The organism is Longimicrobium terrae, assembly GCF_014202995.1.
Lineage (GTDB): Bacteria > Gemmatimonadota > Gemmatimonadetes > Longimicrobiales > Longimicrobiaceae > Longimicrobium > Longimicrobium terrae.
Genome location: NZ_JACHIA010000015.1, coordinates 21,462 through 40,716, shown reverse-complemented (window position 1 = coordinate 40,716; position 19,255 = coordinate 21,462). Strand labels below are relative to the sequence as shown.

Below are 19,255 nucleotides of genomic sequence, written 5' to 3'. Positions count from 1 at the left end.
GTACCCGCCCCGCCCGGCTCCTCGCTCGCCGCCCCGACGCCACTCCCCGCGTCAGACCACCTATTCCCTATTCCCTATTCTCTATTCCCTATTCCCTATTCCCTATTCCCTGCCCGGCCGCGCCGGCGTCGTCGGCTGCGACGCCTCCGGGGGCGGCGGCGCCTCTTCCACCACGGGCGCGGGCGGCGACGTATCCACCGCGGCCGGCTCCGGCTCGGAGGACTCCACCGTCGCGGGCGGCGGCGGATTGGGATCGGCGCCGGCCAGGGTGATGCGCACGCCCGAGCCCATCGCCAGGCTGTCTCCCGCCACGGGCGACTGCCGCACCACCGTCCCCGCCGGCTCGGCGGATTCCGGATCGTAGCTCACGCGGCCGATCTCCAGCGACACCGCCTGCAGCCGCGCCGACACGTCCCCCGTGGTCAGCCCCACCACGCTGGGCACGAGCACCTTGGGCGGCCCGGCGCTGATCACCATCACCACCATGCTCGACACCGCGGCCGGCTGCCCCGCCGCGGGGCGCAGCGCCACGAGCGCGCCTTCTTCCCGCCGGTCGCGCACGCGCTGCAGCCCCACGCGGAACCCGTATCGCTGCAGCGTCTCGATCGCCTCTGCGCGCGTCATTCCCGCCACGGACGGCACCTTGCGCATCTCCGGTCCGCCGCTGACCACGATGCGGACGGTGGCGCCGCGGGACACTTCCTCGCCCGGCAGCGGCGTCTGCATCAGCACCCGTCCGCGGCCGATGCGCGCGTTGACCACGGTGCCGCCCTTCTGCACCACCAGCCCCAGCCGGCCCAGCGTGCGCTGCGCCTCGCCCTGCGGACGGTTGGTGAGGTCCGGCACCGTCACGATCGCCGACCGTCCGAAGCCGGGAAAGAAGAAGATGGTGATCAGCAGGTAGCCGAGCACGAACCCGCCCAGCGACGCCGTCAGCACGTACTTGAGCAGGCGCCGTTCGTCAAAGTAGCGCCGCACTCGCGCCGGGATCTCGCGGTGCCACCGCGCGCCGGACGGGCGGAAGCGTGCCGGGCCGGGACTGCGGGGCGGCTTCACGCGGGCCTCCGCAGCCGCGCGGCAAACGCGCCGTCCGCGCCCTGCGCCTGCGGCAGCACGCACAGGTACCCGGCCGCGTCGCGCACCTCCGCGGGCGCGGCCTCCGTGGCATCCACCCTCCACCCCGGATTTGCGGCCAGAAACGATTCCACGCGCACCTCGTTCTCCTCCCGTTCCAGCGAACACGTGGAATAGATCAGCAGCCCGCCGGGGCGCACGCACTCCGCCGCGGCCGCGAGCAGTTCGTCCTGCAGCCGGGTGAGCGCGGCAAGGTCGTCCGGCGTCACCCGCCAGCGCCCGTCCGGATGGCGCCGCAGCGTCCCCGTTCCCGTGCAGGGCGCGTCCAGCAGCACCGCGTCCGCCGGGCGGAACGGCGGCATGCGCCCGTCCGCCACCACCACGCCGATGCGGTCGTCCCACCCCACCCGCCGCGCGTTTTCCGTCACCCGCCGCACGCGCCGCCTCGACAGGTCCGCCGCGGCCACGCGACCGGCGCCGTCCGCCAGCCCCATCGCCTTGCCGCCCGGCGCCGCGGCCAGGTCCAGCACCGTCGCGCCCGCGGGGACGTCCGCGTAGCGCACCACCAGCGCCGCCGCGGGGTCCTGCACCACGGCGGGGACGGCGGCCAGCGCCTCCGACGCGGTCCCCGGCGTCTCGATGCGCAGCGAATCGGGCGACCACCCCACGCGCACCGCCTCGATCTCCGCCGCGCGCAGCCGCGCCGCGGCCTCGTCCACACTCACGCCGAGCGGGCGGATGAACAGCTCCGGCCGGCGGTTGTTCGCCTCCACCAGCGCCAGCGCCTGCTCCGGCCCGAAGCGCTCCATCCACCGCTCCACCAGCCAGCGCGGGTGCGAGCCCCAGGTGGTCAGGTATCCCGCGCCGTCCGCGCGCGCGTCGGGAAAGCTGATGTGCTCCCGGCGGCGCTGCAGGTTCTGCAGAATGCCGTTCACCAGCCCGGCCGCGCGTGGCACGCCCGCCATGCGCACCAGGTCCACGGACTGCGACACCGCGGCGTAGGGCGGAACGCTCCCCATCTCCAGAAGCTGGTACGCACCCAGCCGCAGAACGTCCAGCACGTCGGGGTCCAGGCTTTCCACCCCGTCCCGCGCCAGCCGGCCCAGCAGGTAGTCGATGCGGCCGCGCAGGCGAAAGGTGCCGTAGACCAGTTCCTGCGTCCACGCGCGCTCGCGCGCCTCCAGCCCGTGCGCGGCGGCGTCCAGCGCACGGTCGGCCAGTTCGCCTTCGCGCACGCGAGCCAGCGCCTCCAGCGCGGCCTGCCGTCCCACCGTCGGCGTCGCCATCGCGGTCAGCTCCCGGCGGGGGATGCGGAGCCGCTCACGCGTCCACGCCGAAGCGGTCGCCCGCCGCCACGCCGCGGCCGCGCACCCACTCGCCCGCCCCCATCCGCCGCTTGCCCTGCGGCTGCACCTCACCCAGGCGCACGGCGCCGCTCCCGCAGGCCACCAGCACCCCGCCCTGCGGGTCCGCCGCAAGGACGGTCCCCGGCTCGCCGGAGGCATCCACCACGACCTGCGAACGGTACAGCTTCACCGGGCAGCGCGCGCCCAGGGGACTCCAGGCCCCCGGCACGTCGTCCATCCCGCGGATCAGCCGCGCGACCTCTTCCGCCGGCAGCGTCCAGTCCACGCGCGCCGTCTCGCGGTCCACCTTGGGCGCGTAGGTGGCACGGTCGTGGTCCTGCACCGTCTCTGTCGCCGAGCCGGCCTCCATCAGCGCCAGCGTCTCCACCAGCGCCTCGGCGCCGATCTCCGCCAAGCGCACGCCCAGCTCCGACGCGGACTCGTCCGGGCCGATCGGCTCCTCCACGCGCAGGATCATGGGCCCGGAATCCAGCCCCGCCTCCATCCGCATGATGGTGACGCCGGTAGTCTCGTGCCCCCGCGCCACGGCCCACTGGATGGGCGCCGCCCCGCGCAGTTCGGGAAGGAGCGACGCGTGGATGTTGATGGACCCCAGCCGCGGCACCGCCAGCACCTCCGGCTTCAGGATCTGCCCGAAGGCGACCACGACGGAAATGTCCGGCTCCAGCGCGCGGATGCTGGCGATGAACTCGTCGCCGCGCGCGCGCTCCGGCTGCAGGATGGGCACGCCCATGGTGAGCGCCTCTTCCTTGACCGGGGAAACGGAAAGCGCACGCCCCCGCCCCGCCGGCCGGTCCGGCTGCGTCACCACGCCCACCACGTCGTGCCCCTCTTCCGCGAGCGAGAGGAGCGCGGGAAGCGCAAAGGCCGGGGTCCCCCAGAAGAGAACTTTCACTTGCCCGCCAGCTTGCGGTATTTCTTGAGCAGCATGGCGCGTTTGATGGGGCTCAGGCGATCCAGAAAGAGCACGCCCTCCAGGTGGTCGATCTCGTGCTGAAGGCAGCGCGCCAGCAGCCCGTCAGCCTCGATGCGCACGGGGTTTCCCTGCTGGTCCAGCGCCTCCACCACGCACGTCATCGGCCGGTCCACCGAGCCGGTGACCCCGGGAATGCTCAGGCACCCCTCGTCGTAGCGGTCTCGGTCCGCGCCGGACTCCACGATGCGCGGGTCCAGCAGCGCCATGCGCTCGCCGCCCTCTTCCTTGACGTCCACCACGATCAGGCGCTGGCTCAACCCGATCTGCGGGGCGGCCAGGCCGATGCCGCTGGCGTCGTACATCGTCTCGAACATGTCGTCCACCAGCCGGTCCAGCTCCGGTCCCGGCTTCGGCACGTCGGTCGTCCGGCGGCGCAGGACCTCCGAGCCGAGCATCTCGATCTTGCGAATCGCCATCGCTACTTCCCGGCGTCCGCGGCCAGACGGCGCGAGATCTTGGCGCGCTCCACCACCACGATCGCCTGCCCCGTCCGCACCTGCACCTGGTCTTCCTTGATCTGGACGACCTCGCCGATCAGCCCGCCCGCCGTCACCACCTGGTCGCCCTTCTGCAGGCTGGTCACCATGGCCAGGTGCTCCTTGGCCTGGCGCCGCTGCGGCACCACGAGCATCACCCAGAAGATGATGAGGATGAAGAGAATGGGCAGCGCGCTGATGAAGGAGCTCGCGGCCCCGCCCGGCCTGGCCTGGGCGAGAAGAAGCAGGATTTCCATGGTTCCGGTCCGTATGTTCGTGAATGCCGCGGGTCAGCCGCGGGCGGCGCGACCGGCGTGAAAGCGCGCCAGCCAGGCCGCGCTCCAGGATGTAAAGTCGCCCGCCGCGATGCGCTCGCGCGCGGTGTCGGCCAGCCGCACCAGAAAGCGCAGGTTGTGGATGGAAAGCAGGCGCATGCACAGCCCCTCTCCCGCCACGAACAGGTGCCGCAGGTACGCGCGGGTGTAGGTGCGGCAGGTGTAGCAGTCGCAGTCGGGGTCCAGCGGCCCCGCGTCGGCGCGAAAGCGCTGCTGCTTGATGTTCACCTGTCCCTCGCCCGCGATCCACACGGCGCCGTTGCGCCCGTTTCGCGTAGGCGCCACGCAGTCGAACATGTCCACGCCGCGGCCGATGGCCTCCAGCAGGTCGTCCGGGTACCCCACGCCCATCAGGTAGCGCGGCAGCCGCTCCGGCAGTTCCGGCTGCAGCGCCTCGAGCATGGCGTACATCGTGGGCTTGGGCTCGCCCACGGAAAGGCCGCCGATGGCGATGCCGTCCCAGTCGCCCGCGTCCACGGTGGCCTGCAGCGATTCGCGCCGCAGGTCCGGGTAGATGCCGCCCTGCACGATGGGAAACAGCGTCTGCACCGGGCCTTGCGGGTCTTCGGCCGGCAGCTGCGCAAAGCGGGTGCGGCAGCGCTCCAGCCAGCGCAGCGTGCGCTCGTACGCCTGCGTAGCCACTTCGCGGCTGCTCTGTCCCGGCGGGCACTGGTCAAAGGCCATGATGATGTCGGCCCCCAGCGCCCGCTCGATCTCCATCACCCGCTCGGGGGTGAACAGGTGGCGCGATCCGTCGATGTGGCTTTGAAAGGTGACGCCCTCTTCCTCGATCGTGTTGATGTCGGAAAGGCTGAACACCTGAAAGCCGCCCGAATCGGTCAGGATGGGCTTCTTCCATCCCTGAAAGCCGTGCAGCCCGCCCAGTTCGCGCACCAGCTCATGGCCGGGTCGCAGGTACAGGTGGTAGGTGTTGCCCAGGATGATCTGGGCGCCCAGCCCCTCCACCTCTTCCGGCGTGAGCGTCTTTACCGTGGCCTGCGTGCCCACCGGCATGAACACGGGCGTCTGCACCACCCCGTGCGGAAGCGTGAGCCGTCCCGCACGCGCGGCGCCTTCCGTGGCCTGGATCTCAAACTCGAACAGCGGCGCCTCCCCGCGTGGATCGCATGCGATTGCAAACCCCTAGTTTGGCGGATGCGCGGGGTTCAGGCAAGGCGCCGACGGTAGCTGCGGGCCTTGGGCGTCGTGAAGCGCGCCCGTTCTACGCGGCTCGCCGGTCCTGGCTCAGCGCTCCCCAGCCCCGACGCGCCACGCGATGCCGTGGGCGCGATCCGATTGCCTGCTGCCGCCGCACTTGGCGTTCCCGCCGAAGCCGGGCTCTCTCCCGCTCGTCGCGGATGATCTCGCGCAGCAGCATGACCGAGACAAAGCCCATGAACACGATGCACCCGTAGCCCAGAACCAGAAGGTTCTCCCCCAGCGTCATCACGAAGGTTGCCCGGCTCGACGTCAGCGCAGCGAGCAGAACGGCAGAACCGAACGGCAGGAGGCCGAAGCCGATGCTGAACGTGAACCAGCGAAACGTCGGGCGCATGGGTCCGGGCAGTCGGAGCGCGAAAGGAGGCAGACCAATCCGCACACAAGATGGACACCACATCTCCGATGCGCAAGTGTTTTATTTATGGTATTTTGCAGGTGACGCAAACTACATTTTCGACCACTCAGAAGCCGCCTGAGCCGAGCTGAAAGAACATGTGTCGGGATACGAAGAAGCCGGACCGCGGGCATGCGGTCCGGCTTGATCCCGTGCGTGTTCCCGTCCGGATCAGACGAGCAGCATCGCGTCGCCGTATGAGTAGAAGCGGTACCCGCGTTCGATCGCCTCGCGGTAGGCGCGCATCGTAAGTTCGTACCCGCCGAGCGCGGACACGAGCATCATCAGGGTGGAGCGCGGCAGGTGAAAGTTGGTGATCAGGTGATCCACCACGCGGAACCGGTACGGCGGGCGGATGAAGATGCGCGTCCATCCCTGTCCCGCGTGCACGGCGCCATCTTCCCCCGCGACCGATTCCAGCGTGCGCACGACCGTCGTACCGACCGCCCACACCGTCCCCCCCGCGGCGCGAACCGTGTTGATCGCCTCCGCAGCATCCGCCGAGACGCTGTACCACTCGGAGTGCATGGGGTGCGCGTCGGGGTCCTCCACCTCCACCGGGCGAAAGGTGCCGACGCCCACGTGCAGAACCAGCCGGGCCAGGCGCACCCCCTTGGACTCCAGTGCGGCGAGCACCTCCGGCGTGAAATGCAGCCCTGCCGTCGGCGCGGCGACGGAGCCCCGTTCGCGCGCGTACACGGTCTGGTAGCGCTCGCGGTCCGTTTCCGTCGCGCTGCGCTCCACGTACGGCGGCAGCGGAACTTCGCCGTACCGGTCCAGCGCCTCCGTTACGCTCAGCGGCGTCACCAGCCGAACGACCCGCTCGCCGCCGGGAGTGGACTCCACGATCTCCACCGACAGCTCCGGCCCGATCTCCACCGTGCGGCCGGGCTTCAGCTTGCCGCCCGGGCGGACGAGCGCGACCCACAGCTTCTCTTCCCCGTTGTGCGGGTGAAGGAGCAAGATTTCCGCGGCGGCGCCCGTCGCCTTGCGCCCCAGCAGCCGCGCGGGAAAGACGCGCGTCTCGTTCAGCACCAGCACGTCGCCCGGGGCAAGGTACTCCACGATGTCGGAAAACACGCGGTGCTGCAGTTCCCCGCTCGCCTTGTCCACCACGAGCAGGCGGCTGGCGTCACGCCGCTCAGCCGGGCTCTGCGCGATCTGCTCCGGCGGCAGGTGAAAGTCGAAGCCCGAAGTGCGGTACACCGGATCCGTCACGCGTCAAACAGGTTGGGCTGCACGTTGGCGGGCGTGCCGAAGTTGCCCGGCAGCCCCGCGGTGGCGCCGTCCACCGGCGGCGCGTAGCCGAAGCGGCGGTAGGCGAGCGCCGTCGCCACGCGCCCCCGCGGTGTCCGCATCAGAAAGCCGTTCTGGATCAGGAACGGCTCGTACACCTCCTCCAGCGTCCCCGCGTCCTCACCCAGCGCCACGGCCAGCGTGTTCAGCCCCACGGGCCCGCCACCGAACTGCTCGATCAGCGAGCGGAGCACCCGCGTGTCCATCTCGTCCAGGCCGAACTCGTCCACATCCAGCATCACCAGCGCCGCATCCGCCACATCGCGCGTAATCACGCCGTCCGCGCGCACCTGGGCGTAGTCGCGCACGCGGCGCATCAACCGGTTTGCGACACGAGGCGTGCCGCGCGAACGCCGCGCGATCTCCATCGCCCCGTACTTGTCGCAGCCGACGCCCAGAATTTCCGCCGTGCGCTCCACGATGAAGGCCAGCGCATCCACCGGATAGTAGTGGAGCCGCTGCACGATGCCGAAGCGGGCGCGCATGGGCGGCGTCAGCAGGCCGTAGCGCGTGGTGGCGCCGATGAGCGTGAACTTCTCCACCGGCATGCTGATCATCTGCGCGTGCGGGCCGTCAGACAGGCGCACGTCGATCCGCCAGTCTTCCATCGCGGGATACAGGAACTCCTCGATGATGGGGCGCAGGCGGTGGATTTCGTCGATGAACAGAATGTCACCCTCGCGCAGCGTCGTGAGTTCGCGCACGAGGTCGGCGGGTTTTTCCAGAACGGGGGCGGCGGTGATCTTGATGTTGACTCCCAGTTCGCGCGCCATCAGCAGGGCGAGCGTGGTCTTGCCGAGGCCGGGCGGGCCGTAGAACAGGGTGTGGTCCAGCGGCTCGCGCCGGCTGAGCGCCGCGTCGATGGCGATCTGCAGCGACTCCTTGACCTTGTCCTGCCCGATGAACTCCACCAGCCGCTGGGGGCGCAGGCTGAGTTCGCTGCCCTCCTCTTCGGTGAGCGCGTCGGGCGTGGTGATTTCGGAGCGGGACGGCTCTACTGGCATGACCGGTTGATCAGGGGCGGACGGCGATCGGGGCCGTCATCAATGTACGGGATTTCTTCGGATGATGCTACACCCGCGTTGCGCGGGCGTTCGCGAGGATGGCGGTCAAGGTGGAGATGGGTGATCGGAGGCGGGCTCTACCGCGGCCCCCACCCGAGCTCGCATTACTCGCCAACCCTCCCCCAAAAAAGACTGGGGGAGGGTTGGGACGGGCATCACACCGTGGAGCGGGTACCCGTGCCCTTCCAGAGATCTCCTGGGAGAAACGGCCGAACCCGCTATTTCAGGCGCGCGAGCGCTTCGCGGATCAGTTCGGCGGCGCCGAGCTGGCCCTTTTCCTGGATGACGGCGCGGACGGCGCGGTCCGCGTCGGCGGTGGTGACGCCAAGGGCCGTGAGGGCGCGCAGGGCTTCTTCCGCGCCGGGGACGCGGGCCACGCCGGAGGGCGCGAACGCGATGTCGTCCAGCTTGCCCGTCAGTTCCAGGACGATGCGCTCCGCCGTCTTCTTGCCCACGCCGGACACCGACGTCAGCGCGGCGGCGTTGCGGTCGCGGACCGAGCGGACGATCTGCTCCGCCGAGAGCGCGGAAAGCACCGCCAGCGCCAGACGCGGCCCCACGCCGTTGATCCCCAGAAGGCGGGTAAAGACCGTCATTTCCGTGGCTTCCAGGAAGCCGAAGAGCAGCGCGGCATCCTCGCGGACGAGATGGTAGGTGCGCAGCGTCACCTGCTCGCCCAGCCGCGGCAGCCGCTCAAAGACGGTGGTGGGGATGGAGATCTCGTAGGCGACGCCGCCGGCCGTCATCACCTCCACCCGCTCCAGGTCGCGGACGATCAATTCGCCCCGCACGCGCGAGATCATCGGCGCACCCCCGCGGCGGCGGCCAGCGTGGCGATGGAAACGGGCGCCAGCCGGGGCGCCGCCGGGCCGAAGCCACGAAAGCAGTGGCAGAGCGCCACCGCGACGCCATCCGCGGCGTCGTGCGGCTTGGGAACGGCCTTGAGCTTCAGGTGACGCTGCACCATCAATCCAACCTGGTCCTTGGTGGCGCGGCCGGCCCCCACCACGGCGGCCTTGACCTCCGCGGGCGGGTACTCGGCGACGCGCAGGCCGTGCATGGCGCCCGCGAGCAGCGCCACCCCCCGCGCGTGGCCCAGGACCACGGCGGAACGCACGTTCTTGGCGAAAAAAACGCCTTCCACCGCCAGCACCCCGGGGTGCGTGCGGCCGATGACTTCGGTCAATCCCTCGTAGATTTCGCGCAGCCGGTCCGCCAGTTCTCCGCCCGGACGGGTACGCACCACGCCGCATTCCAGCAGCGAAACGGCGCCGTCCGCCCCGCGGCGAACGACGCCATATCCGGTGACCGCGGTCCCGGGGTCGACCCCCAGGACCACGGTGTCCAGCGGGATCCGGCGCGCGGCCGGACCATCCGTGCCGGGTGCGATCACACTTCCGCCAGGCTGTCCACGTCCAGGTCGGCGTTCGTGTACACCTTCTGCACGTCGTCCAGCTCTTCAATCAGGTCCAGCAGCTTGAGCAGCTGCTCGGCGTCGGCGCCTTCCACTCGGATCTCCGTCTTGGGAATCATCGCCAGTTCGGCGTCTTCCCACGTGATCCCCGCGGCGCGCAGCGCGTCCTGCACGGCGTGGAAGTCGGCGACCTCGGTATATACCGTGTAGCCGTCCTCGCTCGTGTCCACGTCCAGCGCGCCCGCGTCCAGCGCCGCCATCATCACCGTCTCCTCGTCGTGACTGGAGGCGTCGATGGAGATCTGGCCGCGGCGGTCGAACATCCACGCCACGCTGCCGCTGGCGCCCAGGTTGCCGCCGTTGCGCGACAGCCACCGGCGGATGTCGGCAACCGTGCGGTTTCCGTTGTCCGTCAGCGTGTCGATCATGATGGCGACGCCGGCCGGGCCGTACGCCTCGTACGTGATCTCCTCGTAGTTCACGCCCTCGAGCTCGCCCGTGCCCTTCTTGATGGCGCGGTCGATGTTCTCGTTGGGCATGTTCACCGACTTGGCCGTGTCGATGGCCAGGCGCAGCCGCGGATTGCCCGCGGGGTCGCCGCCGCCTTCCTTGGCGGCTACGGTGATTTCACGGATCTTCTTGGTCCATGTGGCGGCGCGCCGGTTGTCCGTCAGCGCCTTTTTGTGCTTGATCTGCTTCCACTTGCTATGCCCGGCCATCGGGCTCCCTCCGGTCGGTGATGCTGGGGCGTTGGTGCTCGTCCAGGTTGCAGAACTACAAATATATGCGTCCGGCCCTCAGGCTTCAACGCACACGTCACGATGAAGTCATCCGCGCACGCGCAACGCCCCGCCCGGACGGCTCCGGACGGGGCGTTTGCTCACCGTTCCGCCGGCCGTTCAGCCGGGAAAGCGGATGGTGTCGCGCGGCGCGGCCGGCTGCGGAAACGGCTGGCTCACCGGAGGCTGCTGCTGAACCGGCGGCTGCGATACGGGCGGCGCCTGCTGCGCCGGCGGGCGCGGCTGCGCGGGCCGGGGCTGCGCCGGACGCGTCACCGGCTGCGCGGGACGCGTGACGGGCTGTGCCGGACGGGTGACGGGCTGCGCCGGACGATTCGCCGGGGGCACGGCCGGCTGCGTCTGCGGCAGGCGCTGCTGCGGCACGCCCGGCTGGGGCACGACCGCCGGTGCCGCGCCCGTGGGCGGCATTCCCGCGGCGGGCGGCATGGCGCCGGGCACCGGCTGCGCGCTGTCCGGCGGCAGCACGCCCGCGCGGCGCAGCGAATCCATCCGCACGCTGTCCAGCGCGGCGGAATCCACCGGCACGTTGATGGGCGCGCCGCCCAGCAGGCGGCGGAACGGAGCCCCGCCCACTTTGCGCACCAGCGCGGCGCGGGTGCCGCGCGGCCACGTTTCCACCGCGCTGCTGAACGACGTCATCTCCACCCACAGCGTGTCGCGCAGCACGCGGCCGGACAGAAACTGGCCCACTCCGCCGCTGAACGCCACGATCGCCAGCACGCTGTCGCGGCGCACCTCGCCCGTGAAGGGAAAGGTGACCGGGCCGCGAACGTAGCGTCCGGCGATGGAGTCCATGCGCTGCGTGGCGATCTGAAAGTCGCCCAGCGGCGTGAGCATGTACACCTTTTCGCGCACCAGCATGGTGTCGCGCGCGGGGATCTCAAACCCCGCGAACCGCCACAGGCCGCGCACTTCCGGAAGCCCGGCGCGCGCCTCGGCGGTGGGCCGCTGCAGCGGAGGCAGCGGCTGCACCTTTACGTTCTCCGCGTCGCCGCACGCCGCCGCGGCCAGCGCCGCACAGGCCACCAGCACCCTTCCCAGCCGTCCTTGCACGTTGATCCCGTATATCTGCAGTGGTTCTCGCCCGCGCTTTGCGTACGCGCCGTCGCACAGCCCGTGCCCGCTCAAAAACGAGGCCCGCGCACGGCGCGGTTGACAGTACCTTGCGCCATCCATAGCTTGCATTGTACGCGCAGGCCTCGCGGATTCGGACGTTTCGTACGAATAAGACCCCGCACACACTCTCGGCGACACTAGATGCCCACGACGGAGCGGATGCACCCGGAACACGTGGACACTGTGCTGCGCGAGGCGCTGGAGGCAAACGGCCAGCGCTTCACCGAGCAGCGCGCAGCCGTGTACCGCTTTCTTCGCGCCACCACGGACCATCCTTCGGCGGATGAAGTGTTCACCGCCGTCCGCGCCGACATCGCCGACATTTCGCTGGCGACGGTGTACAAGGCGCTGGAAACGCTGGTGAGCTGCAACCTGGCCGCCAAGCTGGCGTACGGCGACGACAGCGCGCGCTACGACGCGCGCACCGACGACCACTACCACTCGCGCTGCCTGGGCTGCGGGCAGGTGCGCGACGTGGCCGGCGAGCCGCACGACCTGCTTCCGCAGATTCACGTGGACGCGGGGTTCCGGGTGCAGGGCTACCGCGTGGAGGTCGTGGGCTTCTGCCCGGCCTGCTGCAAGTGACCGCAACGTTTTCCGCCCGAAACGCTCTCCGTCTGGAGAGCGTTTTTTGTTTGGCGGATGGATGACCGAACCGGCCCTGTTTCGCGTTCGCGGCACGTGGTGGTTCGAATCCAGGCGTTTCTGGATTGTCTGTGGCGATGTCGAGTCCGGCGAGATCCGGCCGGGAATGCCGGCGCTGGCGGTGGATGCGGATCCGTTCGCCGCGGCGGTCGACCGGCTCGAGTGGATGCTCATCTCCGCCTCCGCCGGGATCGAGCACCTCGCGCTCGTTTTCCGCCCCCGCACGCGGCGCCAACTGGATGGGTGGCGCGCGCAGGCGTGGGATGACCGGCTGATTGCGATCGCCACGGACACCATCCTGCATCCCTGCCCGTGCTGCGGCTTCCGCACGCTGGCTGATCCGGAGCGTGGATCGTACGCAATCTGCGGGATCTGCGACTGGGAAGATGACGGCGTTCAGTTCCGCGACCCCGACTACCGGGGCGGAGCGAACGAAAACAGCCTGAACGAATGCCGGCGCGATTTTGCGGCCGGGTACAACGAAGAGTTTCGATGACGGAATCCAGCAAGCATCCCGAGGCCTTCCCCGCCCCGCCCGCCGGCTTTCGCGGCGCCTTCAGCGTGGAGGAAGCGCGGCGGACGGAGTTCAGCGAGCACAGCGGCATCCTCCGCTCCGTCCCCTCCGCCGTGGCGGTGCCGGAGGACGCGGACGACGTGGCGGCCGTCGTACGGTGGGCGGCGGAAAACGGGCTGGCGCTGGTGCCGCGCTCGGCGGGAACGGGAATGCCGGGCGGCAACATCGGCCCCGGCGTCGCCCTCAACCTGATGACGAACTTCCGCCGGATCGAGCCGGTGGATGCGGAGCGGCGGACCGTGCGTCTGCAGCCCGGTGCCACCCTGGCGGAGGTGAACGCGGCCGCCGCGGCGCACGGCCTTCACTTTCCGCCCGATCCGTCCAGCGGCGCGCGCGCGGCGTTCGGCGGGCTGATCGCCAACAACTCCGCGGGCTCGCACACCGTACGCTACGGCGCCACGCGGCGGTGGATTGAGTCCGTGGACGTGGTGCTGGCGGACGGTTCGCGCGCGACCGCCACGCGCGGAACGCCGGTGGACGCGCCGCGCCTGCGCGAGATCCTGGCCCGGGTAGACGCGCTTCTGGCGGAGCACCGGGAGGCCATCGACCGCGACTGGCCGCGGGTGCGAAAAAACTCGTCGGGGTACGCGCTGCGCGAGTACCTGGAGTCTGGCGACGCGGTGGACCTGCTGGTGGGGAGCGAGGGCACGCTGGCCCTGGTCACCGCGGCGACGGCGCGGCTGGACCGCATCCGTCCGTGCCGCGGCCTGGCGCTGCTGGAGTTCACCGACCTGGAGGCGGCGGGCGCGGCAGTGCACCGCATCCTGGAACTGGATCCGGCGACGTGCGAGATGATCGACCGCACCTTCATCGACCTGGTCCGCGACTCCGGCGAGGACCCCGGCTACCCGCTGCGCGAGGGGCTGGAGGCGATCCTGTTCGTGGAGGTGGAAGGTGATTCTCGCGCGCAGGTGGCGGACGAACTGGGGCGGGTGGAGCGCGCGATGACCGGCGTGGCCGACCGCGTTTCGCTCGCGGTGGATAAGGAGCAGCAGGAGCGCTTCTGGCACGTGCGCCACGCCGCCAGCCCGCTGATCGCGCGGATGGCGGGGCAGCGCGTGTCGATGCAGTTCATCGAAGACGGCGTCGTTCCCGTGGACAGGCTGGCGGATTACATCCGGCTGCTGCGCGCCACGCTGGCCCGCCACGGGCTTCCCGCCGTGATCTTCGGGCACGCGGGGGATGGCAATCTGCACGTCAATCCGCTGGTGGACGTGACGAAGCCGGGATGGCGCGAAGACGCGGAGGCGGTGGTGTACGAGGTGGCGGAAGGGGTGGCGGCGCTGGGCGGGACGATGGCGGGCGAGCACGGGGACGGGCGGCTGCGCGCGCCGCTGCTGCGCACCATCTGGGGGGACGAGATCGCGGACGTGTTCCGCGCGGTCAAGGAGATCTTTGATCCCGCGGGGATGCTGAATCCCGGCGTGATCCTTCCGCTTCCCGGCCAGCGCCCGCTGGATGCGATCAAGTACGCGGTGGTGGGGAGATAGGAAAAGAAGTGCCCGGGTTCAGGTGCCCCGTGCCCGGAGGTTCAGCCCCGGTCGATGGGCGTGCTCCAGGGCGGCCCCCACCCGGGCCGGCACCACCGGCCCACCCTCCCCTGCGAGAGCGGATAAATCCGCCGCTCAAACAGCGGGAAGCCCCGACTCGTGGCCGCTGACGCGTCCACGATCGGGGCTTCAACTGCAATGGGGATTCGCGCCGGCACTGGTGTGTGCTCCCTCTCCCACATCCGTTCGTGGGAGAGGGTCGTCGTGCGCAGCACGCGGGGTGAGGGCCACACCCGGCCGCCCTGAACCCATCATCCTCCGACACCCCAGCGCTGCGCACCGGGCAGTCCGTCTTGAGTACCGGGGCCTTTTCTTCCGCACTCACGCACTAACGCACCCAGCACTAACGCACTTCCCCTACTCCTTTCCCACCTTCTCCAGCCCATGCTGCTGGATCTTCGCGTGCAGCGTGCTGCGCGAAATACCCAGCTTTTCCGCCGCGAGCGAGCGGTTGCCGCCCAGCACGTGCAGCGCCCGCTCAATGTGCCGCCGCTCCACTTCCGCCAGCGGCAGCACTTCCGCCGAGTTGCGGGTACTCTTGGCCGCGTTGCGCGCCCGCAGCGCCTCCGGCAGGTGCTCCAGGTCGATGCGCTCGCTGCCGACGGCCAGCACCAGCGCCCGCTCCAGCACGTTGCGCAGTTCGCGAACGTTGCCCGGCCACGCGTACGCCGACAGCGCCTCCGACGCGCGCGGCGCCATGGAGTGCGGCGCGCCGGGATGGCGCTTGCCCAGATCGACCAGCGAGCGGTGCACCAGCTCCATCACGTCCTCGCGCGAGCGCTCGCGCAGCGGCGGAATCGTGAGCGGAAAGACGGACAGGCGGTAGAACAGGTCCTCGCGAAAGCGGCCGGCGCGCACCTCGGCCTGCAGGTCCTTGTTGGTGGCCGCCAGCAGCCGCACGTCCACCGTCATCTCGCGCGTGCCGCCCAGCCGGCGAAAGGTGCGCTGCTCCAGCACCTTGAGCAGCTTGGGCTGCAGCTCGGGCGACAGGTCGCCGATTTCGTCCAGGAACAGCGTCCCGCGGTCCGCCACCTCGAACAGGCCGCGCTTCATCTCCCGCGCGTCGGTGAAGGCGCCGCGCTCGTGGCCGAACAGCTCGGAATCCAGAAAGGTGCCGGAAAGCCCGGCGCAGTTGATCTCCACGAACGGCCCCCGTGCGCGCGGGCTGCGCGCGTGAATCATCTGCGCGACCCAGCTCTTGCCCGTTCCGCTTTCCCCCAGCAGCAGCGCCGTCGTATCCGCCGAGGCACTCAGCATGGACACCTGCCGGGCCAGCGCGCGCATTCCCGGCGACGCTCCCAAGCCGTCATCCTCCGTACGACCGGCCAGGCTGCGGGCCAGCGTCTCGTTGGTGCGCCGCAGCTCCTGCTTTTCCGCCGCGCGCTCGGCCGCCGCGCCCACGTGCGCAAAGTCCACCGGCTTGGTGAGGAACGTTTCCGCGCCGGCCTGCATGGCGTCCACCGCGGTTTCCACCTCGGTGTGCCCCGTGAGCATGATGACGGAGGCGCCGCGCGAAACCAGCACGTCCAGCACCTCGCGCCCGGACATTCCGGGAAGGTCCAGGTCCAGCAGCACCACGTCGGGCCGCGCCGATTCCCAGCGGCGCAAGCCTTCTTCGCCGCTGTCGGCCTCGTGCACCTCCCACCCGCCGCGCGAAAAGTAGCGCGACAGCACGCGCAGCACGCCGGGATCGTCGTCCACCACCAGAACGGTACGGGGCATCGCCATCAGATCGGAAAGGGAACACGCGCGGGCCGCGGGGAGACGGACCGTGCTCCGCGCGACAAACTACGCAATTGGAGCGCTCCGCGCCTCCCACGGACCAGAGGCGGCACGGAACCGGCGCAACCGGGGCGACGCAGACGGGTACAAGGCCCCGTACGTCACAGGCCACACCTCATTCACGCGCATTCAATGCTCATGATCCGCTCTGCCCGCACCCTGGCCGCCGCCGCGGTCCTGCTCGCCTCCGCGGCGGGATGCCAGCCGGCCAGCCCCGCCCCCGCCGCCCTTCCGGACGGCACGGGGAGCGCCTCCGCCGGCGCCGCGGTGGACAGTCTTACGCTGACGCGCACGCGCTGCTACGGCTTCTGCCCGGCGTACCGCGTGGTGCTGCGCCCCTCGGGCGAGGTGCGCTTTCAGCAGACCTGGCCGGACTCGCTTCCGGAGCACCGCGGCACCATCACCCCCGCGCAGTTCAACGCGCTGGTGGCCGGCGCCGACGCCACCGGCTTCTGGACCCTGCCCACGCTGATGGCCGAGGACCCGGCCGTGTGCGGAATGCGGCGCACCGATTCGCCCACGACGGTGGTGGGCGTGTTCGGCGCCGCGCGGTCGCACCTGGTGGAGGACTATTCGGGGTGCAGCCGCGAGCCCGCGGCGCTGCGGGCGTGGGAGGCGCGCATCGACAGTGTGGCGGGCGTGTCCCGCTGGGTTGTCACACCGAGAAGCCGCTGACCCGCCACGGCGGGCGATCTCTGCCAGCGCGGCACGCCGGGACGCGCCGGATCGCCTGCCAGCCGTGCCGGTGTGGCGGTACGGAAGCCGCCCCGGATGTTTCCCGCCGCGGGTAATCTGATGCAAGAAGGGCATTTCGGCATCTCTGCAACGGAAGTCCGCGAGTTCTGGCGCTGTTCGTGCATCGCGGGTCGTGCGGCCGCTTCCGGCTCCTGCAGCGACGAGAATCTTGGCGCGGGGACCAAAACGGCTTAGCTTGCGCCCGTTCGTCGGCGCTGCGCCTCATCACATCACAGCAAGTGGATTGGAAATGGCCAGGGAAGCGGGAACCGTCAAGTGGTTCAATCCGGAGAAGGGCTTCGGCTTCATCACCCGGGACAACGGCGAGAAGGACGTGTTCGTCCACCACAGCGCGATTCAGGGCGGCGGGTTCAAGACCCTGAATGATGGCGAGCGCGTGGAGTTCGACGTGGTCCAGGGCACCAAGGGTCCCGCGGCCGAGAATGTGGTGCGCCTCGACGCGCCGGCCGGCGGCGACAGCAGCGGCGGCGGCGGTGGTTACGGCGGTGGCCGTGGCGGCAGCAGCGGCGGCGGCGGGGGCTACGGCGGCGGCGGTGGTGGCCGCAGCGGTGGTGGTGGTGGCGGCTACGGCGGCGGCGGCGGTGGTGGTGGCCGCAGCGGCGGTGGTGGCTACGGTGGTGGCGGTGGCGGACGTGGGGGCGGTGACCGCGACCGTGGCGGCTACGGCGGCGGCGGGGATCGCTGGTAGTTCCCCGGCTGACTAACGCAGCCACAGCATGAAGGGCCCGAGCCAGCCGGCTCGGGCCCTTTTTCCGTCCCTGAGTTCGGGATCGGCGGATCGGTGGATCGGTGGATCGGTGGATCGGTGGATCGGTGGATCGGTGGATCGGTGGATCGGTGGATCGGTGGATCGGTGGATCGGTGGATCGGCAGGAAGCTCGAACGAGAAGGGGCCCCGAACCAGTGGTTCGGGGCCCCTTCTGCGTCGGGATGTCGCGGATCAGAAGTCGTACCGGCGGGCGGCGCGCTTGCGGTCCTTGTGGCGGCGGCGCTCGGCGGCCTTTTCCTTCATCTTGCGCGCGACACTCGGCTTCTCGTAGAAGCGCTTGCGGCGCATGTCCTTGAACAGGCCGGAGCGAATCATCCGACGCCGGAACTGCTTGAGCGCCCAATCCAGGCGATCAGTTTCCGCAAGCTGGATCTCGACCACGTCTACTCCCTTCTGAGGAACACAATCACGACCCGAGCAGAGGTGCCCAGGTCTGCGAAACTCTCGTGCGCGTTCCGCGCCTGAATACAAAACTAGCCGTTTTTGCGCCAGAGTCAACCCGGCGGTCCGCTCCGGGCGCCAGATCCCGCCGGAAAGCCGCGGAATCACCCCCGCGTCGCCGCTTCTCCATCCTCATCCATCCACTTCCCACCATGATCGCGCAGGGACGCGCGCGTGAGGCGAAACGGAGCGGCGGGCGATAAGTTGGGCGTCGAGTGCCGGCACGATGCGGAGTTGTCCGCATCCGGGAGCCCGGGCCCAACCCACGCACGCCAGAGGAGATGGAATGCCGGAGCAGACGCAGGGCGCGGACGAGGCGCGGACGCCGCTGGGGCACACGGCGGACCAGGCCCGCGTGCTTCAGGTGGTGCAGCCCTTTCTGCTCGGGCTGATGGATGGGTCCGTATCCACCCTGGCCCCGCTCTTTGCCGCCGCGGAGCTCACCGGGAGCACGCACGACGCGTTCTACGTGGGCTTGGCGGCTTCCGTAGGTGCGGGGATCAGCATGGGGCTGGCGGAGGCGCTCTCCGACGACGGCAAGATCAGCGGGCGCGGCAACCCGTGGACGCGCGGCGCGATCACGGCGCTGGGCACCATCATCGGCGGGATGGGGCACACCCTGCCCTTTCTGCTCACCGATCTGCGGACGGCGCTGCTGCTGGCGTACGTGATCGTGGTGCTGGAACTGGTGGCCATCGCGTGGATCCGCTACCGCTACATGCAGAGCCCGCTGGGAAAGACGATTCTGCAGGTGATTGGCGGCGGCGGGATCGTGTTCGTGATCGGGCTGCTGCTGGGGAGGCTGGGCGGAGGGGAGTGACGGGGGACGGTGGCTCGGCCGTGATTCGGACAGGACCTCACGTGCATGTGGGGGATGAGCTAGGTGCGGCGGGACGAAGTTCACGGCGGCCCCCACCCGGGCCGGCACCACCGGCCCACCCTCCCCCAAAAAAGACTGGGGGAGGGTTGGTCGGGGCGGATGGTCCGGTGCGCGGAGCAGAGACCGGCACGTGCGCGGAATCTGTTGAGCGAATGAATCCGCCGCTCGAACAGCGGGAAGCCCCGACACGACGCCCACAGGCGTCGTTCGGGGCTTCAACTGCATCATAGGACCGCGACGAACCCGCCGCAGTGGTCCGGGCAGGCGGACTTCGTGTCCTTCGAGGCGCGGTTTCAACCGCCGGACGGAGATCCGCCGCGCACCT

Annotated in this window: 21 protein-coding genes; 6 read left to right on the top strand and 15 right to left on the bottom strand. The window is 70.3% G+C overall.

What is annotated here, in order from left to right:
• Positions 1–102: 102 nt before the first annotated feature.
• The 13 genes from HNQ61_RS19925 to HNQ61_RS19865 all read right to left on the bottom strand — a co-directional run bounded on the left by HNQ61_RS19925 (position 103) and on the right by HNQ61_RS19865 (position 11,470).
• A complete protein-coding gene (locus HNQ61_RS19925) occupies positions 103–1,056 on the bottom strand; it encodes a PASTA domain-containing protein (RefSeq protein WP_170038353.1) in 954 nt (317 codons plus the stop codon).
• Positions 1,053–2,360 carry an RsmB/NOP family class I SAM-dependent RNA methyltransferase gene (locus HNQ61_RS19920; protein WP_170038355.1) on the bottom strand — a complete coding sequence of 436 codons (1,308 nt, stop codon included), beginning with the start codon at positions 2,358–2,360 and terminating at the stop codon, positions 1,053–1,055. Before HNQ61_RS19920 ends, HNQ61_RS19925 begins: the two co-directional genes overlap by 4 nt.
• A gap of 34 nt (positions 2,361–2,394) precedes the next feature.
• On the bottom strand, positions 2,395–3,336 hold the full coding sequence (fmt, locus tag HNQ61_RS19915) for a methionyl-tRNA formyltransferase (RefSeq protein WP_170038357.1): 942 nt from the start codon (positions 3,334–3,336) through the stop codon (positions 2,395–2,397).
• Positions 3,333–3,833, bottom strand: coding sequence for a peptide deformylase (gene def / locus HNQ61_RS19910; protein ID WP_170038359.1), 501 nt, complete (start codon positions 3,831–3,833; stop codon positions 3,333–3,335). Before def ends, fmt begins: the two co-directional genes overlap by 4 nt.
• 2 nt (positions 3,834–3,835) lie before the next feature.
• A complete protein-coding gene (gene yajC / locus HNQ61_RS19905) occupies positions 3,836–4,150 on the bottom strand; it encodes a preprotein translocase subunit YajC (RefSeq protein WP_170038361.1) in 315 nt (104 codons plus the stop codon).
• 33 nt (positions 4,151–4,183) lie between these two features.
• Positions 4,184–5,332, bottom strand: coding sequence for a tRNA guanosine(34) transglycosylase Tgt (gene tgt, locus HNQ61_RS19900; protein WP_170040417.1), 1,149 nt, complete (start codon positions 5,330–5,332; stop codon positions 4,184–4,186).
• A gap of 118 nt (positions 5,333–5,450) precedes the next feature.
• Entirely contained in the window at positions 5,451–5,783 is a 333-nt protein-coding gene (locus HNQ61_RS19895) for a hypothetical protein (RefSeq protein WP_170038363.1), read from the bottom strand.
• A 231-nt stretch (positions 5,784–6,014) separates the two neighbouring features.
• Entirely contained in the window at positions 6,015–7,061 is a 1,047-nt protein-coding gene (queA, locus tag HNQ61_RS19890) for a tRNA preQ1(34) S-adenosylmethionine ribosyltransferase-isomerase QueA (RefSeq protein WP_221239707.1), read from the bottom strand.
• Positions 7,058–8,143: a Holliday junction branch migration DNA helicase RuvB gene (gene ruvB / locus HNQ61_RS19885; protein WP_170038365.1), complete on the bottom strand. Its 1,086-nt coding sequence runs from the start codon at positions 8,141–8,143 to the stop codon at positions 7,058–7,060. The genes queA and ruvB overlap by 4 nt, the downstream gene beginning before the upstream one ends.
• A gap of 278 nt (positions 8,144–8,421) precedes the next feature.
• Entirely contained in the window at positions 8,422–9,006 is a 585-nt protein-coding gene (gene ruvA / locus HNQ61_RS19880; protein WP_170038367.1) for a Holliday junction branch migration protein RuvA, read from the bottom strand.
• Complete coding sequence (gene ruvC, locus HNQ61_RS19875) at positions 9,003–9,596, bottom strand: crossover junction endodeoxyribonuclease RuvC (protein WP_221239706.1); 594 nt, start codon at positions 9,594–9,596, stop codon at positions 9,003–9,005. The genes ruvA and ruvC overlap by 4 nt, the downstream gene beginning before the upstream one ends.
• Positions 9,593–10,336 (bottom strand): YebC/PmpR family DNA-binding transcriptional regulator, encoded by a 744-nt coding sequence (locus HNQ61_RS19870; protein ID WP_170038369.1) that lies wholly within the window; start codon positions 10,334–10,336, stop codon positions 9,593–9,595. The genes ruvC and HNQ61_RS19870 overlap by 4 nt, the downstream gene beginning before the upstream one ends.
• 180 nt (positions 10,337–10,516) lie before the next feature.
• Positions 10,517–11,470: a hypothetical protein gene (locus HNQ61_RS19865; RefSeq protein ID WP_170038371.1), complete on the bottom strand. Its 954-nt coding sequence runs from the start codon at positions 11,468–11,470 to the stop codon at positions 10,517–10,519.
• 204 nt (positions 11,471–11,674) lie between these two features.
• Here HNQ61_RS19865 and HNQ61_RS19860 point away from each other — a divergent pair, with 204 nt between their 5' ends.
• From HNQ61_RS19860 to HNQ61_RS19850, 3 genes are all read left to right on the top strand, one after another.
• Positions 11,675–12,118 carry a Fur family transcriptional regulator gene (locus tag HNQ61_RS19860; protein ID WP_205762008.1) on the top strand — a complete coding sequence of 148 codons (444 nt, stop codon included), beginning with the start codon at positions 11,675–11,677 and terminating at the stop codon, positions 12,116–12,118.
• 61 nt (positions 12,119–12,179) lie between these two features.
• Positions 12,180–12,674: a CPCC family cysteine-rich protein gene (locus HNQ61_RS19855; RefSeq protein WP_205762010.1), complete on the top strand. Its 495-nt coding sequence runs from the start codon at positions 12,180–12,182 to the stop codon at positions 12,672–12,674.
• Entirely contained in the window at positions 12,671–14,242 is a 1,572-nt protein-coding gene (locus tag HNQ61_RS19850) for an FAD-binding oxidoreductase (RefSeq protein ID WP_170038375.1), read from the top strand. Before HNQ61_RS19855 ends, HNQ61_RS19850 begins: the two co-directional genes overlap by 4 nt.
• Positions 14,243–14,659: 417 nt before the next feature.
• Here HNQ61_RS19850 and HNQ61_RS19845 read toward each other — a convergent pair whose 3' ends face one another.
• A complete protein-coding gene (locus HNQ61_RS19845; RefSeq protein ID WP_170038377.1) occupies positions 14,660–16,024 on the bottom strand; it encodes a sigma-54-dependent transcriptional regulator in 1,365 nt (454 codons plus the stop codon).
• 198 nt (positions 16,025–16,222) lie between these two features.
• Between HNQ61_RS19845 and HNQ61_RS19840 the strand changes: the two genes are divergently transcribed.
• Positions 16,223–16,759 (top strand): DUF6438 domain-containing protein, encoded by a 537-nt coding sequence (locus tag HNQ61_RS19840; RefSeq protein WP_170038379.1) that lies wholly within the window; start codon positions 16,223–16,225, stop codon positions 16,757–16,759.
• A gap of 310 nt (positions 16,760–17,069) precedes the next feature.
• Complete coding sequence (locus HNQ61_RS29875; RefSeq protein ID WP_170038381.1) at positions 17,070–17,528, top strand: cold shock domain-containing protein; 459 nt, start codon at positions 17,070–17,072, stop codon at positions 17,526–17,528.
• A 252-nt stretch (positions 17,529–17,780) separates the two neighbouring features.
• Here HNQ61_RS29875 and rpsU read toward each other — a convergent pair whose 3' ends face one another.
• On the bottom strand, positions 17,781–17,990 hold the full coding sequence (rpsU, locus tag HNQ61_RS29290) for a 30S ribosomal protein S21 (RefSeq protein WP_170038383.1): 210 nt from the start codon (positions 17,988–17,990) through the stop codon (positions 17,781–17,783).
• 346 nt (positions 17,991–18,336) lie between these two features.
• On the opposite strand from rpsU, the gene HNQ61_RS19825 reads away from it, so the two are divergent.
• A complete protein-coding gene (locus tag HNQ61_RS19825; RefSeq protein ID WP_170038385.1) occupies positions 18,337–18,870 on the top strand; it encodes a VIT1/CCC1 transporter family protein in 534 nt (177 codons plus the stop codon).
• Positions 18,871–19,255 lie beyond the last annotated feature (385 nt).

Excerpts from the sequence above, each read along its gene's own strand:
- HNQ61_RS19920 (WP_170038355.1), bottom strand. The coding sequence starts at position 2,360 with ATGGCGACGCCGACGGTGGGACGGCAGGCCGCGCTGGAGGCGCTGGCT.
- def (WP_170038359.1), bottom strand. The coding sequence starts at position 3,833 with ATGGCGATTCGCAAGATCGAGATGCTCGGCTCGGAGGTCCTGCGCCGC.
- yajC (WP_170038361.1), bottom strand. The coding sequence starts at position 4,150 with ATGGAAATCCTGCTTCTTCTCGCCCAGGCCAGGCCGGGCGGGGCCGCG.
- HNQ61_RS19895 (WP_170038363.1), bottom strand. The coding sequence starts at position 5,783 with ATGCGCCCGACGTTTCGCTGGTTCACGTTCAGCATCGGCTTCGGCCTC.
- ruvB (WP_170038365.1), bottom strand. The coding sequence starts at position 8,143 with ATGCCAGTAGAGCCGTCCCGCTCCGAAATCACCACGCCCGACGCGCTC.
- ruvA (WP_170038367.1), bottom strand. The coding sequence starts at position 9,006 with ATGATCTCGCGCGTGCGGGGCGAATTGATCGTCCGCGACCTGGAGCGG.
- HNQ61_RS19870 (WP_170038369.1), bottom strand. The coding sequence starts at position 10,336 with ATGGCCGGGCATAGCAAGTGGAAGCAGATCAAGCACAAAAAGGCGCTG.
- HNQ61_RS19860 (WP_205762008.1), top strand. The coding sequence starts at position 11,675 with ATGCCCACGACGGAGCGGATGCACCCGGAACACGTGGACACTGTGCTG.
- HNQ61_RS19855 (WP_205762010.1), top strand. The coding sequence starts at position 12,180 with ATGACCGAACCGGCCCTGTTTCGCGTTCGCGGCACGTGGTGGTTCGAA.
- HNQ61_RS19850 (WP_170038375.1), top strand. The coding sequence starts at position 12,671 with ATGACGGAATCCAGCAAGCATCCCGAGGCCTTCCCCGCCCCGCCCGCC.
- HNQ61_RS19845 (WP_170038377.1), bottom strand. The coding sequence starts at position 16,024 with ATGCCCCGTACCGTTCTGGTGGTGGACGACGATCCCGGCGTGCTGCGC.
- HNQ61_RS19840 (WP_170038379.1), top strand. The coding sequence starts at position 16,223 with ATGATCCGCTCTGCCCGCACCCTGGCCGCCGCCGCGGTCCTGCTCGCC.
- HNQ61_RS29875 (WP_170038381.1), top strand. The coding sequence starts at position 17,070 with ATGGCCAGGGAAGCGGGAACCGTCAAGTGGTTCAATCCGGAGAAGGGC.
- HNQ61_RS19825 (WP_170038385.1), top strand. The coding sequence starts at position 18,337 with ATGCCGGAGCAGACGCAGGGCGCGGACGAGGCGCGGACGCCGCTGGGG.